The organism is Paraburkholderia sp. BL6669N2, from assembly GCF_003387275.1.
Taxonomy (GTDB): domain Bacteria; phylum Pseudomonadota; class Gammaproteobacteria; order Burkholderiales; family Burkholderiaceae; genus Paraburkholderia.
The window spans coordinates 457039-470758 of record NZ_QUNA01000001.1; the positions used below are offsets into that span (position 1 = coordinate 457039).

Genomic DNA, 13720 nt, shown 5'->3' on the forward strand with positions numbered 1-13720 from the left:
CGCAGCGCGTGACTGTACACGCAGATTTTTCACCCCGCGCGCGGCGTTTCCCTATACCGTTTCGATTTCTCGTAGACCGAAAGCAGAAAGGGTGAAGCGTCGATGCCGACATTGTCGATACGAAAAATCAGACTGAACGTCGAAACACTGGTGCTGGCAGCGGACCTGGCGGGTACGGTGGTGTTCGCGGTCGAGGGTGCGCTCAGCGCGATCCGCGGCGGTCTCGACCTGTTGGGCGTGATGGTGATTTCGTTTGTCGCGGCGCTCGGCGGCGGCGTGATTCGCGATCTGCTGATCGGCGATTCACCGCCGAACGCGATCCGTGACTGGCGCTATCCGGCGCTGACCTTCGTCACCGGGTTGCTGACCTTTATGTTCCATTCGACGGCGCAGCAGTTTCCCGTTGCGCTCGTCACCATGCTCGACGCGGCGGGCCTCGCGCTCTTTGCCGTGGCGGGTGTGGAAAAAGCGCTGCTGTTCGGGATCCGGCCGTTTATCGCCATGTTGATGGGCACACTCACCGGCGTGGGCGGCGGCGTGATACGCGACGTGCTGCTGGCGCGCGTGCCGGTCGTCCTGCACGCCGACATCTATGCAACGGCCGCGTTCGCGGGGGCGTTCATCGTGGTGGTGGCGCGCCGTGCCGGTTTGCCGCCGGGCCCGGCGGCGCTGGCGGGCGGCGCGGCGTGCTTCGTCTTGCGAATGCTCGCCGTGACCCATGGCTGGCATCTGCCGAAGGTGTCGCCGGTTTGAGCGATGAGCGTCATCGTATGCACGCGCTCAGGCACGGCGCGCTTCGAAGCCGCTTCGCGTTACCGCAACCACCCAGCCGAATGATGCAGCGCCGGGTACACGCCGATAATGAACGCCGCATAAATCGCTGCCATGGTCACGCCGGCAGCGGTGCCCCAGATGTCGCGCGAGGCGGGCCCCTGGCGGAAATGCAAAGGCAGTCCGACGACGAGATAGCCGATCAGGAAGAAGATGATCACCGCCCTCACAGGCGAGAGGTCGTGGCCGATAAATTCGAGCAGTGCGGACAAGCTGAATTCAGACATGGACGGACAGGCAAAATGACATGCGGACGACGGCGGAAGCATGGAGTTCGCGCGAAGACCTACGTGGATTAAAGTCCATTCGGCGGCCAAGGTACAAGCAAAAGACTGTATAAATTTGTGCAGGCCGGCATTGCTTGCACGAGGCCGACAGGGCGACTTTCATCCACGCTTCAGGGCGCTTCCCACCGCTTTCACCGCGAGGCGATCAACGCTTGCGCAAAGGCTCGAGCAGCGACTTCAAACCGTTGTGATCGATCTCGTGCATTAACGCCAGCAGCCGGCCGATTTCGCCGGGCGGAAAGCCCTGGCTAGCAAACCAGTTTAGGTAATGACCGGGCAGGTCCGCAATCACGCGACCTTTATATTTCCCGTAAGGCATGACGCGCGTGACCAGCAGTTCGAGGTGTTCGGGATTCATGGCAGGCAGGTCGGCGCAGGGAAGCCGCAGCGAAAGATTGTGCGCGAAAAAATGGGTGACGCGCGCTGGAGCGGCATTTTAGCGCGCCAGGCAGAGCTCGGGCGGACATGGTAACGTCAGCGCTTTTCGTCAACCAATCAACAGGACAAGTTCGATGGAATACCGCAGACTCGGCGACTCCGACGTGCAGGTTAGCCTGATCGGTCTCGGCACCATGACGTGGGGCGAGCAGAACACGGAACAGGAAGCGCACGCGCAGCTCGATTACGCACTCGATCACGGCATCAATCTGATCGACACCGCTGAAATGTACCCGGTGCCGCCGCGTGCCGAAACGCAAGGTTCGACGGAGCGCTATATCGGCACGTGGCTCGCGCAGCATCGCAGCGCGCGCGAGAAAATCGTGCTTGCCACCAAGATCGCCGGCCCGGCGCGTCAACCGCACAACCCGACCCATATTCGTGGCAAAGGCAACCAGTTCGACCGCAAGAATCTGACCGAAGCGCTCGACGATAGCCTGAAGCGTCTGCAAACGGACTACGTCGATCTGTATCAGTTGCACTGGCCGGATCGCAGCACGATGACGTTCGGCCGCCCGGCGTATCCGTGGGTCGACGACGCCTATACGGTGCCCATCGAAGAAACGCTGTCGGTGCTCGCTGAATTCGTCAAGGCGGGGAAGGTGCGTCACATCGGCGTGTCGAACGAAACGCCGTGGGGCGTCGCGCAGTTTCTACGCGCGGCCGAAAAGCTCGGCTTGCCGCGCATCGTCAGCATTCAGAATCCGTACAGCCTCGTGAATCGCACGTACGAAGCGGGGCTGTCCGAATACGCGCATCGCGACAACATCGGCTTGCTGGCTTATTCGCCGCTGGCCTTCGGCTGGCTGACGGGCAAGTATGAAGGCGGCGCGCGTCCGGCCGGCGCGCGCATTACGCTGTTCGAGCGTTTTCAACGCTATAGCAAACCGCAAGCGGTGCAGGCGATCACGCGTTACGTGGAGTTGGCGAAGCGTTACGGTTTGTCGCCCGCGCAATTCGCGCTCGCGTTCGTCAATAGCCGGCCGTTCGTGACCAGCAATCTGATCGGCGCGACTTCGCTCGATCAGTTGAAGGAAAACATCGCCAGCGTCGAGGTGAAACTTTCGCCGGAAGTGCTCGCGGAAATCGATGCGCTGCACGAACTGCAGCCGAATCCGGCGCCCTGATGCGCGGCCGGTGAATGCGAGCTCCGAGTGCGGCTCGCATCATGCGAACGTTTGATTTGCCCCGGCTGCATGGCCGGGGCGCTCGCAAGGGATTCGCGCGTCGCTTCGGCGACGCTGCCGTGTAGGCAGACGTGCTTGGCTGGTATTCCGCTTCCCGCGTATTCAGTGATGGCGAGCACCTTTGCCATGGCGCTGTGGGCGAGGCGGCATTAGCGCGTCGGTCAGCGGATTTTCAACTTCCCGCGTACTGCATAAAGCGCGAGCAAACTCGCCACCGCACAGAACATCAGATAGAAGCCAGGCGCGAGCTTATTACCGCTTGCATCGATCAGCCACGTGATCACGAACGGCGCAAAACCGCCGAACACCGTCACGCCGATGTTGTAGCTCACCGCCAAACCGGTCGCGCGCGTCTGCGTCGGGAAAATCTCCGACATCAATGCGGGCAGCGCACCGAAATACGTCGCCTTCAATACGCCGATCCAGATCAGCGCGAGCAGCATCGTCACGAACGAGGGATGCGCGTTCATATACACAAAAGCCGGATATACCGTCACCAGCATCAGCGCGGCGGCCGTCGCCATGATGCGGATGCGTCCGAGGCTGTCGGACAGATGACCCGCGAACGGCGTCAGCACCGTGAGCACCACGCCGGTGGCGAGCGTCGCCGCGAAGCCGGTCGAGGCAGGCAAGTGCAGTTGCTTGATCGCGTAGGTCGGCATGTACAGGATCATGTAGTTGGCCGCCGTCGAAATGATCAGCGAGCCGACCGCCAGCAGCATGCGGACCTTCTGCGTGCCGAACAGATCGCGCAAGGGCGTGCTGGCTTTGGGCTCGGCACTGAATTCGGCGCCCTCATCCACGTAACGGCGGATATAGAAACCCACCGGACCGATCGCGAGGCCGAACAGAAACGGCACGCGCCATCCCCATGATTCGAGTTGCGCGCTCGTGAGCTGGCTCGTCAGCAGCGCGCCGAAACCGGAAGCGAGCAGCGTCGCCATGCCTTGGCTCGCGAACTGCCAGCTACCCATGAAGCCACGGCGCTCGGGCGCATGTTCGACCAGAAACGCGGTGGACGCACCGAACTCTCCGCCCGCCGAAAAACCTTGCACGAGACGCGACAGCATGATGCCCGCCGGCGCCCACAGGCCGATCGCCGCATACGGCGGCATCACGGCGATCGTCAGGGTGCCGATCATCATCAACGCGATCGAGAGAAGAAGCGACGCCTTGCGTCCGGCGCGGTCCGCGAGCGAACCGAGCACGAGTCCGCCGAGCGGCCGGATCATGTACGAGATGCCGAAGGTGCCGAGCGTGAGCATCAGCGAAATGGCTTCGGTGCGCGCCGGAAAGAACAGCTTCGCGATGGTTACCGCGAAGAATCCGTAGACGACGAGGTCGAACCATTCGAGCGCGTTGCCAATCGACGCCGCGAGAATGATGCGATGGACCTTCGCGGCGGATGGCCGCGCGGCGCTGGCTTGCAGTGTGGACGTGCTCATCGTGGACGTGCCTCGTGACGGATGCGATAACGGCGTGATGCGCTCGATTCGTGCGGGCGTCGCTTAAATGGCGGGGTTGTTTGTCGCGCGCGGCGAGTTTTCGCCGAGATCCCAGAAGAGGCCCGCCATGATCTGCAGACCTTCGCGCACGACCGGCCCAAGCAGGTGCTCGTTCGGCGCGTGCTGCGAACAGGCCGGGTACGAGTGCGGCACCCAGATGGTCGGCAGGCCGAGCGTGTCGGCGAACACTTCGTTGGGCAGTGTGCCGCCCAGATTCGGCAGCACGGCGGTCTTCTTGCCGGTGGTCTGTTCGAGCGAGGCAATCGCCCACGTGACCCACGCATCGTCCGGGTTCAGACGCGTGGCGGGGGCGCCGCGCTCAAGGTCGATTTGCACTTGCGAGAAGCCGTGCGCATCCAGATGCTTGCGCAGATGCCGTTCGAGGTTGTCCCAATCGGTGCCGACCACGAAGCGCAGCTGGCAATGCGCGAATGCCGACGACGGAATCGCATTGACCGGGTTCTCCGGGTTGCCGGCCTTGAACGCGAGTATTTCGAAGCTGTTCCAGCCGAACACACGCTCGGGTGCGGTAAGGCCTGGCTCGCCCCAGTTTTCGTCGACGTCCGGATCGCCCGGGCCGCCGCCTACCGTGATATCGGCGAGCGCACGGCGCACCGCCTCGGGAATCGGCGGCGGGCGCAAACCGTCGACGGCGATCACACCGCGCGCGTCGACGAGGCTCGCCAACGCATTCGCCAGTACCGTCGCCGGATTGCGCAGCAGGCCACCCCAGTTGCCCGAATGATGCGCGCCGTCGCGCAGATTCAACGACAGCCTGAAATTCACCGAACCGCGCGAGCCGAGGAACACGGTGGGGCGGCGCGCGGCGAGACGTGGACCGTCGGAGGCGATCAGCACGTCGGCGGCCAGTTCTTCACGGTGCGCGCGGCAGATCGCGTCGAGTCCGGGCGAGCCGGTTTCCTCGCCCATCTCGATCAGCAGCTTCGCGTTGAAGCCGAGCTTGCCGTCGCGGGCGGCCAGCACGCTCGCTAACGCGGCGAGGTTGATGCTGTGCTGGCCTTTGTTGTCGGCGGTGCCGCGGCCGAACCAGCGTTCGCCTTCGACGGTCACGGCCCACGGCGTCAGCGGCGCGCGCCACTGGCTGTCGTAGCCGCGCACCACGTCGCCGTGGCCGTAGATCAGCACGGTGGGCAGATGGTCGCCCTCGTGGCGCTGCGCGATCAGGAAAGGCCCGAAGCCGTCTACCGGATTGGTGATGATGCGCGTGCTGAAACCGAGGCTTTTGGCTTCCGGCGTGATCTCGTCGGTCAGATACGACAGCAGCGTGGCGGCGCGATCGTCCTCCTGACTTTCGGTGCGAAAACCGACGCGCCGGTTGAGCGTTTCCAGAAAGGCGCCGGATTCGAAATGGTGGGTGGCGTGCTCGATGGCCTGAGTGCGGCTCATGCGTGTCTCCAATGCGGGCGAATGTGGGGGCGGGCGGCGCGTGGTCGTTTGTCTGACGACGCTCGACGCGGCCTGCATCTTCGAACCGATTCTAGGAGGCCGTTTTTTTTGTCACAATGATCGTCTTTCGAAGCTTGCGTTGCCGAAAAGGCAAAGCTCGCCGCGCGTACAGAAGGCGCTTGCGGATATCGGCGCGCCTGCGCTGACGTTGAATGGGACATCACACATGGCACTTTCGCTGCATGGCATCGCGCTGCGCTATTTCGTCGAAGTCGCGCGCACCGGTTCGCTCAGCGACGCGTCCGCGCGGCTGCATGTCGCCGTCTCGGCGATCAGCCGGCAGGTGGCGCGGCTCGAAAGCGATCTCGGCGTCGCGCTATTCGAGCGGCGTCCGCGCGGCATGGCGCTCTCCGAAGCGGGCGAGCGCCTGCTGGCCTACGCGCAGCGCAGCCTGCTGGAGGCGGAGCATGTGATGAAGGAGATCGGCGGCCTCGAGACCTTGCATGGCAGCATGATCAAGGTGACAAGTTCCGAAGGTTTTGCCGCCGACTTCCTGCCCACCGCGATGGCGAGCTTCCGGGTTCAGTATCCGGGCATCGACTTCACGCTCTCGGTCATGTCGCCGGGCGAGGCGACCCGCCAGGTGCGCGACGGTGACGCCGACCTCGCGTTGACCTTCAGCCTCGCGCCGGAAAAGGGCGTGAAAGTCGAGCACACGGAGCGCGCACCGGTGCTGGCGCTGCTGCGCGCCGATCATCCGCTGGCCGCGCGCGCGAAGGTGTCGCTCGCCGACTTGCAGCGCTATCCGCTCGTGCTGCCCGAGCCCGGCACGACGATTCGTCAGTTGATCGACATTACCTGCGCGCTCGAAGGCGTCCTGCTCGAACCCGAGCTGACCTGCAACAACAGCGGCGCCATGTATCGCTACGCGCAGAAGTCCGGCGCGATCATGTTCACGGGTCTGCTGTCCGTGCGTGACCGTTACGCCGGCGATGGTTTCGTCGTGATGCCGCTGACGCATCCGCAGATGCGCCAGCGCAGCATCCAGGTGCAGACCATGGCGGGGCGTGAACTGCCGCAGTCGGTGAGGGCGTTCCGGGATCATCTGATCGCGGAAATCGCGGGTGCGAAGCCGGCGGATGCGACGGCCTCGAAGGCCGCGCGAAAGCGCGGCAGAGCCAAGGGCTGACGGCCGCAGCGGTTGGAGAATCCACGCGGCATCAAGCCGGCGAGACTGCGATCACGACGGCCCGCGCACGACCAACCAGGCCGGCGGCATGCGTGCGATAGCGATCGATTCGCGACCGATTGAAAGGCAAATGTTGCAGCCGGATCGCGAATCACGACCTAAACTGTGGTGGACGGGGTGGGCTGAAAGCGCCGCAGTGCATGACCGGCAATGCTGCGGTGCATGGCGATGGTAGGATTCAGCCCGAAAAATGGAGAGCGGCGCGCGCTCGAATTCGCGCGCCGTCCACAACAGAGCGATAGGACCCAGGACATCGAATGGCGCAACAAAAAACAAACCCAAAACTTGAGCAGGCGCTGACGCGCGGGGATCTGGCCATCCGTCAGGCGAATTCGGCGCGGGCCACGGCATTGCTGCGCGCGTTGGGCAAGATGATCGTGGACGCGTCGGCCACCATCGGCGTGGAAGCCTTCACCCTGATTCCCGACGGCGACAAGATCTACGATCCGGCCGATGGCCTGTGGCCGCAGGAGTTGCAGATCTCGCTCGATGGCCCCGTCGAAGAGGCCGATCCGGATGAAGTACGCACGGTCCGTCTGATCGCCGACGATCCCGGCACGGTGTTCCGGGTCGAGTGGCAGCGCGCCGACGGCAAGATCGGGCGCCAGGACGGCGGCCCGTTCGCCACGGTGGCGTTTATCTCCGACGTGGACATTCCGTGGACGGATGACGAGGACTGAGCGGGCCCGGCTCGCGGCAGGCGCTGGTGTTTCGTCGGGCGCGGCGATCAGCGCCTGGCGTCCGTTATGGTTGACGGCCGGAACACTACTTCATCATCCGGCGGCGAAACAGAATCGCCGACACGATAAACCCGCCGAGCGCATACGCGGCCAGCACAGCGATATGCAACAGCGCATTATCGACGGGCCGACCCAGCATGGCCGGCCGCATCAGGTCGACCGCATGCGCCAACGGCAATATCTGGGTCGCGCCCCGCGCAACGGCAGGCAGTTGCGAGACCGGAAAGAACACGCCGGATAGCAGCAGCATCGGCGTCAACACCAGCGTCTGGTAAAACATGAAGAAGTCGTACGAAGGCGCGAGCGCCGTCACGACCATCGCGATGCTCGCGAACGCGAGCCCGGTCAGCACGATGACCGGCAAGGCCAGCAGCATCGACGGGAAATTCGCGTAGCCCAGTGCGCCTGCCACCAGCATGATCGCCGCGCCCGAGAGCACCGATTTGCTGGCTGCCCAGATTACCTCGCCGAGCACGATGTCGCCGAGCGTCAGCGGCGTATGCATGATCGCTTCCCAGGTGCGCTGCACATGCATGCGCGAGAAGCCCGAATACATGGACTCGAAACTCGCCGACATCATCACGCTCGAGGCCACCGTGCCCGCCGCGAGAAACGCGATATACGACACGCCGTCGACATGGCCGACCATCAGCCCCAGCCCGAAGCCGAGGCCGAACAGATAGATCATCGGATCGGCCAGGTTGCCGAACATCGAGGCGATCGCGAGTTTCTTCCACACCAGATAGTTGCGGCGCCACACCGCGATCCAGTTGCTGGCGTTCGCGGGGAAGGCGGCGAAGGCTTCCTGATTGGATGGCGTGTCGCCGGTGGTTTCGTAGGTGCGTGCGTCCATTGCGTGTCTCGTGCGTGTCTCGTGCGTGGTTTCTGTCAGGGCGTCGTTGTAGTTGCAGGGCGTGGTGTGCGATGCCGGTCTCGACCGATGCGCTTCAATCCTGCATCTCGCGGCCCGTGAGCCGCAGGAACACATCTTCCAGATTCGCCGGTCGATGCAGATAGCGCAGATCCGCGCGCTGCTTGAGCCGCGCATGCACCGGCTGCGCGTCGTTGACATAGCAGAACAGCGTCTCGCCGCTGATCTCGGTGCGCTCCACGAGCGGCGCCAGTTCATCGCGCAACGCGACCGGATCGGGTCCGAAAATCTCGATCACATCGCAACCGATCTCGGAAGCGATCAACGCGCTCGGCGCGCCTTCGGCGATCTTGCGTCCTTCCTCGATCACGCACAGCCGGTGGCAGAGGCGTTCGGCTTCTTCCATGAAGTGCGTGGTCAGCAGAATGGTCTTGCCGCGCGCGAGCAGCGAGCGCAGCCGCTCCCAGATCAGATGCCGCGCCTGCGGATCGAGGCCGGTGGTCGGTTCGTCCATGATCAGCACATCGGGATCGTTGACGAGCGCGCGCGCCAGCGTAAGGCGCCGCTTCATGCCGCCGGACAACTCGCTCACGCGCGCGTCCGCCTTGCTTTCGAGCCGCGCGAATTCGAGCAGCGACGGCACCATCGCACGGCATTGCGCGGCGCTCAAACCGAAGTAGCGGCCGAACACCAGCAGGTTCTCACGCACCGTGAAGTCGGGATCGAGATTGTCGAACTGCGGCACCACGCCGACGCGCGCCCGTGCCACGCGCGCGCGGCCGGGGATCGGCTCGCCGCACAGACGGATCGTGCCCGCATCCGGCGCGGCGATGCCGAGCAGCATACGCAACGTGGTGGTCTTGCCCGCTCCGTTCGGGCCGAGCAGGCCGAAGCATTCGCCGGCGTTGACGTGAAACGACAGTCCATCGACGACCGTTTTCTCGCCGTAGCTTTTTTTAACCTGATGAAATTCGATGGCGGCTTCGGGCATGGATCGAACGAGTCTCCAAGGAAGGGCGTGAATGACGTGAGCGGCCGGGGAAGGCGGCCTATTCTAGGGCATCGGCGCGACGCTGTTGGTTCGCCCCGACAATCTGAAGCCGGTTTCTTGCACTGCGGCATCAGCGCGCGGAGACCCTCCGAGCGGCTCGCGCACCCGTTTAGGGCGCGGTTAGAGGGCGGTCAGCGCACAGTTAGCGTTTTCCATCCCTTGCAACCTGAATTGCGGCGCACCATGATTAATTGAGAATCGCGCGTCCCGCGCGAAGGGAGAAAAATCATGGCGAGCTACCAGAAAATCCTGCTGTGCTACGACGGCTCGCGCGAAGGCCGCAAAGCACTCCGTTGCGGCGCCGACCTGGCGTTGGATTTGAAAGCGGAAACCCATTTGCTGTCCGTCGTCGACATGCGCTCGAGTATTGCGCAAAGCGCGGGCCTGCTGACCGACGTGGCCTGTGGCAGTTTCGAAAAGACCGCACGCGACATTCTGCAGGAAGGCGTTGACTGGCTCACCGAGCGAGGCGTCACCGCACAAGGGCATTTTGCATTCGGCCATCCGATCGATGAGATCGCCACCCTCGCCAATGAACTGCATGTCGACCTGGTCGTGGTCGGCCACCGTTGCCGCACGGGTTTGTCGCGATGGTGGATGGGCGCGGGCAATACGCCGCTGCTCGACCGTGTCTCGTGCAGCATTCTGGTGGCGTGTTCTTCGGCACGGGAGCAGCAGCAAGCGGCGGCTTGATGCGCATGTCGGCCATTGTGGGCGGTCGGCTGGCGGCCGGGTACTCCGGCCTCACTACCCGGTGGCCTCGACGTCATAACGAAGTCGCTGAACGACTCGCCGCGACTCGCCGCGACTCGCCAAATAATTGGCGCGATCACGGGATCCGCGCCAAGACAAAGCCGACGTGCCGCGATCACTCGTTCAGATTGACCGCGGCCAGCTTCCACGTGAATATCCCTTCGCGCCGAAAGATCGCCGAGTAACGCGCGTCGCCGGCGCCATGCTGGTACGTGACGACAAACTCGTTGAGCCCTCGATAGCCCGCGCTGGTCTGCGGCGGTTGCGGGGGCGTGGCGTTGGCATTCCCATTCACCGCGTTGCCGGCAGGAGGCGCTGCCGGTGCCGGTGCGGTCGCGGCGGCGTCGGACGGATTGTTCGCGGCCGGCGGCGCGGGCGGCCGCTCACCCGGATCGCCGCGCGGCGGCATACCGTTCAGCAAGGCCGCGACACCGTCCGGTGTGGCATAGGCATCCACGAGCGGGCCAATCAATGCGACGCCGATCATCGCGCCAATGGCGGCCAACGGATTGCCGTTGCTGTGCGCGCCAAGCCGGCGTGTCAGCAGGCCGGCGACCTGTTGCTTCAGGCTCTCACGCAACGCGGGGAAGTCGACGTACTGATTGACCGTTTGCGCGTCGCGCGCATCGGCCGCGCGTTTGAGATTGTTCAGCGCGATGTACGGCGACGCGTAAGCAAACCCCAGTGCGGCGATCACCACGATCACGATTAGCGTGACGATCAGCGGCTTTGTGGCGCCGCCTCTGCTGCCGCGTCGGGTATGTTTCGGAACTGCCATCGAGTGGGACTCTCCATCAGGTGTGATCTAACGTGGACCACGGCCACGCGAAAACGATCCCACGCAATGCAATCTCTCGCCGCCCGCTCAAGACAGGGTCATCACGACTCGAACACCGCGCCGTGGACGTTGGCTTCGTCGGCGATGCAGCGGTCGATCATGCGGCATACCGCGTCCATCGTGCCGACCATGATGAGACGCGACGGCCCGTGATAGACCCGCACCGGCGCGCGACGCGCCGGTTCGGCCGTATTCAGGCCGGAATTCAAAGACACGCGGGCAAACGCCGGCAACGACGAAGGCAAGCTCGACGCCGCCTCGGGCGAGTCGAACAGCGACGGTGTGCTGCGCGTGGCCGCCTCGATCAATGAGCAGGGCACCAGCTTGCGAAGGTGACGCAGACGACCGAACTGGCGAAAGGGCAGCAGGCGGGCAAGACGTTCCATGAGACTCTCCAGACGATGCAACGTTGATGCGGCGTTGATGCAGTGTCGATGCGACATTGACGCGGCTTTTTATTCTGTCGAACGTGCAAAAGGGTTAGAACGGGGTTAGAACTCGCCGGGGCGGATCAGCCCCACGGCGATACCCTCCAGCGCGAACTCCGCACTGCCGGTTTCCACGAAGATGTTTTCGTAATCGGGGTTCTCGGCGATCAGTTCGAGCCCGTTTGGCCGGCGCTTCAGGCGCTTGACCGTGACGTCGTCGCCCAGCCGGGCAATGATGATCTGGCCGTCTTTCGCTTCGCTGCGCTTTTGCACCGCCAGCAGATCGCCGTCGAAGATGCCCGCGTCGCGCATGGACAGCCCGCGCACCTTCAGCAGGTAATCGGGCTTGCTCGAGAACAGCGCCGGGTCGCACGCGTAGTGCTGCGAGATATGTTCCTGCGCGAGGATCGGGCTGCCGGCGGCAACGCGCCCGATCAGCGGCAGCGACAGTTGCATGATGCTGGCGTGCGGCAGCGTGAACTGGTGCGGCGAGTCTTCCGGACCGGCCAGCAGGCGAATGCCGCGCGACGCGCCGGCCGCGAGTTCGATCACGCCCTTGCGGGCGAGTGCGCGCAGATGTTCTTCTGCCGAATTGGCCGAGCTGAAACCCAGCTCGGCGGCGATCTCCGCGCGGGTGGGCGGAAAGCCGGTGCGTTCGATAGCCCTGCGGATCAGATCGAAAACCTGCTGCTGTCGTGCGGTGAGTTTGGTCATGGCGCCACTGTATGTATGAACAGGTGACTGTATTTTTATACAGTATTCGGCGCAATTCAAGCTTTACTTTAAGTTCGGGGCGAAGGGTGGCGTTCCAGCGTCGTCAAGCGATGTTTCAACACCCGTTTTCGCGCCGCAACGCCTTATCCAGCTGTCATTACCACTTTTGAGTATTAAAGAATGAAGAAACATTATTTTTAATGATGAAAGCCCTTCGATAGACTGGGCCTCCCGTTGACGTTCATGTGCACGTGACCGCGACGCAAGAAATGACACCACACGCTGTTTCAGCGGACAACGCGGAGAAAGTTGACATGAATCACCAAGGTACGGGGCTGGCAGGCAGGACGAAGAAACTGATCGCGGCGCTCGCATTGGGCGCGGCGGGCGCGCTCGGTGTGATGGCGCAGGCGCACGCCGCCGATACGACGCTGCTGAACGTCTCCTACGACCCGACGCGTGAGCTGTATCAGGACGTCAACCAGGCGTTCGGCAAGGAGTGGAAGGCGAAGACGGGCGAGACGATCACCTTCAAGCAGTCGCACGGCGGCTCGGGCGCCCAGGCGCGCTCGGTGCTCGACGGTCTGCAGGCCGACGTGGTGACGCTGGCGCTCGCCTACGACATCGACGCACTGGCGAACAAGGGTTTGCTGGACAAGGGCTGGCAGAAGCGCTTGCCGGATAACGCCTCGCCGTACACGTCGACGATCGTGTTTCTGGTGCGCAAGGGCAACCCGAAGCACATCAAGGACTGGGACGATCTGATCAAGCCGGGTGTGTCGATCGTGACGCCGAACCCGAAGACGTCGGGCGGCGCGCGCTGGAACTACCTCGCGGCGTGGGCGTACGCCGAGCATCAACCGGGCGGCAATGATCAGAAGGCGAAAGAATTCGTCGGCAAGCTGTACAAGAATGCCGGCGTGCTGGATTCGGGCGCGCGCGGCGCGACCACCAGCTTCGTGCAACGCGGTATTGGCGACGTGCTGATCGCATGGGAAAACGAAGCCTTCCTGTCGCTCAAGGAATTCGGTCCGGAGAAGTTCGAGATCGTGGTGCCGTCGGTCAGCATTCTGGCGGAGCCGCCGGTCGCGGTGGTGGACAAGGTCGTCGACAAGCATGGCACGCGCAAGGTCGCGGAGGCTTACCTGAACTTCCTGTATAGCGAGCAAGGCCAGGAGATCGCGGCGAAAAACTTCTACCGTCCGCGTTCGAACAAGGTGCCGGCCGAGCTGACCGCCAAGTTTCCGAAGCTGAAGCTGTACACGGTGGACAATTCGTTCGGCGGCTGGACCAACGCGCAGAAGACGCACTTTGCCGACGGCGGCGTGTTCGATTCGATCTATCAGCCGCAGTAACAGGCCCGCTGCCGGCAGGCAAAGGCATAGGCAAAGGCATAGACATAGGCAGCACGACGCGGCGAC

Annotated in this window: 15 protein-coding genes; 6 read left to right on the forward strand and 9 right to left on the reverse strand. The window is 63.6% G+C overall.

Annotated features, from left to right (window positions below):
* The first annotated feature begins 102 nt into the window (after positions 1 to 102).
* Positions 103 to 753: a trimeric intracellular cation channel family protein gene (locus tag B0G80_RS02045; protein ID WP_181919893.1), complete on the forward strand. Its 651-nt coding sequence runs from the start codon at positions 103 to 105 to the stop codon at positions 751 to 753.
* A gap of 59 nt (positions 754 to 812) precedes the next feature.
* Here the strand turns inward: B0G80_RS02045 and B0G80_RS02050 are convergent, their stop codons facing one another.
* Both B0G80_RS02050 and B0G80_RS02055 read right to left on the reverse strand, forming a co-directional pair.
* Positions 813 to 1058 (reverse strand): hypothetical protein, encoded by a 246-nt coding sequence (locus tag B0G80_RS02050; RefSeq protein ID WP_106283597.1) that lies wholly within the window; start codon positions 1056 to 1058, stop codon positions 813 to 815.
* Positions 1059 to 1263: 205 nt separating this feature from the next.
* Positions 1264 to 1476 carry a DUF3820 family protein gene (locus B0G80_RS02055; RefSeq protein ID WP_106283596.1) on the reverse strand — a complete coding sequence of 71 codons (213 nt, stop codon included), beginning with the start codon at positions 1474 to 1476 and terminating at the stop codon, positions 1264 to 1266.
* Between the two features lie 154 nt (positions 1477 to 1630).
* Between B0G80_RS02055 and B0G80_RS02060 the strand changes: the two genes are divergently transcribed.
* Entirely contained in the window at positions 1631 to 2683 is a 1053-nt protein-coding gene (locus B0G80_RS02060) for an NADP(H)-dependent aldo-keto reductase (RefSeq protein ID WP_116116808.1), read from the forward strand.
* A gap of 221 nt (positions 2684 to 2904) precedes the next feature.
* Here B0G80_RS02060 and B0G80_RS02065 read toward each other — a convergent pair whose 3' ends face one another.
* Both B0G80_RS02065 and B0G80_RS02070 read right to left on the reverse strand, forming a co-directional pair.
* Positions 2905 to 4188 (reverse strand): MFS transporter, encoded by a 1284-nt coding sequence (locus tag B0G80_RS02065; RefSeq protein ID WP_116116809.1) that lies wholly within the window; start codon positions 4186 to 4188, stop codon positions 2905 to 2907.
* Between the two features lie 63 nt (positions 4189 to 4251).
* Positions 4252 to 5655 (reverse strand): M20 family metallopeptidase, encoded by a 1404-nt coding sequence (locus B0G80_RS02070; protein ID WP_116116810.1) that lies wholly within the window; start codon positions 5653 to 5655, stop codon positions 4252 to 4254.
* Between the two features lie 226 nt (positions 5656 to 5881).
* On the opposite strand from B0G80_RS02070, the gene B0G80_RS02075 reads away from it, so the two are divergent.
* Positions 5882 to 6844 (forward strand): LysR family transcriptional regulator, encoded by a 963-nt coding sequence (locus tag B0G80_RS02075; protein ID WP_106283592.1) that lies wholly within the window; start codon positions 5882 to 5884, stop codon positions 6842 to 6844.
* Between the two features lie 317 nt (positions 6845 to 7161).
* A complete protein-coding gene (locus B0G80_RS02080) occupies positions 7162 to 7584 on the forward strand; it encodes a hypothetical protein (protein ID WP_106283591.1) in 423 nt (140 codons plus the stop codon).
* Between the two features lie 85 nt (positions 7585 to 7669).
* Here B0G80_RS02080 and B0G80_RS02085 read toward each other — a convergent pair whose 3' ends face one another.
* Both B0G80_RS02085 and nodI read right to left on the reverse strand, forming a co-directional pair.
* Positions 7670 to 8497, reverse strand: a complete 828-nt coding sequence (locus B0G80_RS02085) for an ABC transporter permease (RefSeq protein ID WP_106283590.1) — start codon at positions 8495 to 8497, stop codon at positions 7670 to 7672.
* A gap of 94 nt (positions 8498 to 8591) precedes the next feature.
* Positions 8592 to 9506, reverse strand: a complete 915-nt coding sequence (gene nodI / locus B0G80_RS02090) for a nodulation factor ABC transporter ATP-binding protein NodI (protein WP_012432785.1) — start codon at positions 9504 to 9506, stop codon at positions 8592 to 8594.
* 288 nt (positions 9507 to 9794) lie between these two features.
* On the opposite strand from nodI, the gene B0G80_RS02095 reads away from it, so the two are divergent.
* Entirely contained in the window at positions 9795 to 10259 is a 465-nt protein-coding gene (locus B0G80_RS02095) for a universal stress protein (protein ID WP_116116811.1), read from the forward strand.
* 175 nt (positions 10260 to 10434) lie between these two features.
* Here the strand turns inward: B0G80_RS02095 and B0G80_RS02100 are convergent, their stop codons facing one another.
* The 3 genes from B0G80_RS02100 to lexA all read right to left on the reverse strand — a co-directional run bounded on the left by B0G80_RS02100 (position 10435) and on the right by lexA (position 12299).
* Positions 10435 to 11097, reverse strand: a complete 663-nt coding sequence (locus B0G80_RS02100) for a DUF2939 domain-containing protein (RefSeq protein WP_116116812.1) — start codon at positions 11095 to 11097, stop codon at positions 10435 to 10437.
* Between the two features lie 101 nt (positions 11098 to 11198).
* Positions 11199 to 11543 carry a hypothetical protein gene (locus B0G80_RS02105; protein WP_106283586.1) on the reverse strand — a complete coding sequence of 115 codons (345 nt, stop codon included), beginning with the start codon at positions 11541 to 11543 and terminating at the stop codon, positions 11199 to 11201.
* A gap of 105 nt (positions 11544 to 11648) precedes the next feature.
* A complete protein-coding gene (lexA, locus tag B0G80_RS02110; RefSeq protein WP_012432789.1) occupies positions 11649 to 12299 on the reverse strand; it encodes a transcriptional repressor LexA in 651 nt (216 codons plus the stop codon).
* 314 nt (positions 12300 to 12613) lie between these two features.
* Here lexA and B0G80_RS02115 point away from each other — a divergent pair, with 314 nt between their 5' ends.
* Positions 12614 to 13654: a sulfate ABC transporter substrate-binding protein gene (locus B0G80_RS02115; RefSeq protein WP_116116813.1), complete on the forward strand. Its 1041-nt coding sequence runs from the start codon at positions 12614 to 12616 to the stop codon at positions 13652 to 13654.
* Positions 13655 to 13720 lie beyond the last annotated feature (66 nt).

What these genes read in the sequence shown, in the direction of transcription:
- B0G80_RS02045 (WP_181919893.1), top strand. Translation starts at nt 103, where the DNA reads ATGCCGACATTGTCGATACGAAAAATCAGACTGAACGTCGAAACACTG.
- B0G80_RS02050 (WP_106283597.1), bottom strand. Translation starts at nt 1,058, where the DNA reads ATGTCTGAATTCAGCTTGTCCGCACTGCTCGAATTTATCGGCCACGAC.
- B0G80_RS02055 (WP_106283596.1), bottom strand. Translation starts at nt 1,476, where the DNA reads ATGAATCCCGAACACCTCGAACTGCTGGTCACGCGCGTCATGCCTTAC.
- B0G80_RS02060 (WP_116116808.1), top strand. Translation starts at nt 1,631, where the DNA reads ATGGAATACCGCAGACTCGGCGACTCCGACGTGCAGGTTAGCCTGATC.
- B0G80_RS02065 (WP_116116809.1), bottom strand. Translation starts at nt 4,188, where the DNA reads ATGAGCACGTCCACACTGCAAGCCAGCGCCGCGCGGCCATCCGCCGCG.
- B0G80_RS02070 (WP_116116810.1), bottom strand. Translation starts at nt 5,655, where the DNA reads ATGAGCCGCACTCAGGCCATCGAGCACGCCACCCACCATTTCGAATCC.
- B0G80_RS02075 (WP_106283592.1), top strand. Translation starts at nt 5,882, where the DNA reads ATGGCACTTTCGCTGCATGGCATCGCGCTGCGCTATTTCGTCGAAGTC.
- B0G80_RS02080 (WP_106283591.1), top strand. Translation starts at nt 7,162, where the DNA reads ATGGCGCAACAAAAAACAAACCCAAAACTTGAGCAGGCGCTGACGCGC.
- B0G80_RS02085 (WP_106283590.1), bottom strand. Translation starts at nt 8,497, where the DNA reads ATGGACGCACGCACCTACGAAACCACCGGCGACACGCCATCCAATCAG.
- nodI (WP_012432785.1), bottom strand. Translation starts at nt 9,506, where the DNA reads ATGCCCGAAGCCGCCATCGAATTTCATCAGGTTAAAAAAAGCTACGGC.
- B0G80_RS02095 (WP_116116811.1), top strand. Translation starts at nt 9,795, where the DNA reads ATGGCGAGCTACCAGAAAATCCTGCTGTGCTACGACGGCTCGCGCGAA.
- B0G80_RS02100 (WP_116116812.1), bottom strand. Translation starts at nt 11,097, where the DNA reads ATGGCAGTTCCGAAACATACCCGACGCGGCAGCAGAGGCGGCGCCACA.
- B0G80_RS02105 (WP_106283586.1), bottom strand. Translation starts at nt 11,543, where the DNA reads ATGGAACGTCTTGCCCGCCTGCTGCCCTTTCGCCAGTTCGGTCGTCTG.
- lexA (WP_012432789.1), bottom strand. Translation starts at nt 12,299, where the DNA reads ATGACCAAACTCACCGCACGACAGCAGCAGGTTTTCGATCTGATCCGC.
- B0G80_RS02115 (WP_116116813.1), top strand. Translation starts at nt 12,614, where the DNA reads ATGAATCACCAAGGTACGGGGCTGGCAGGCAGGACGAAGAAACTGATC.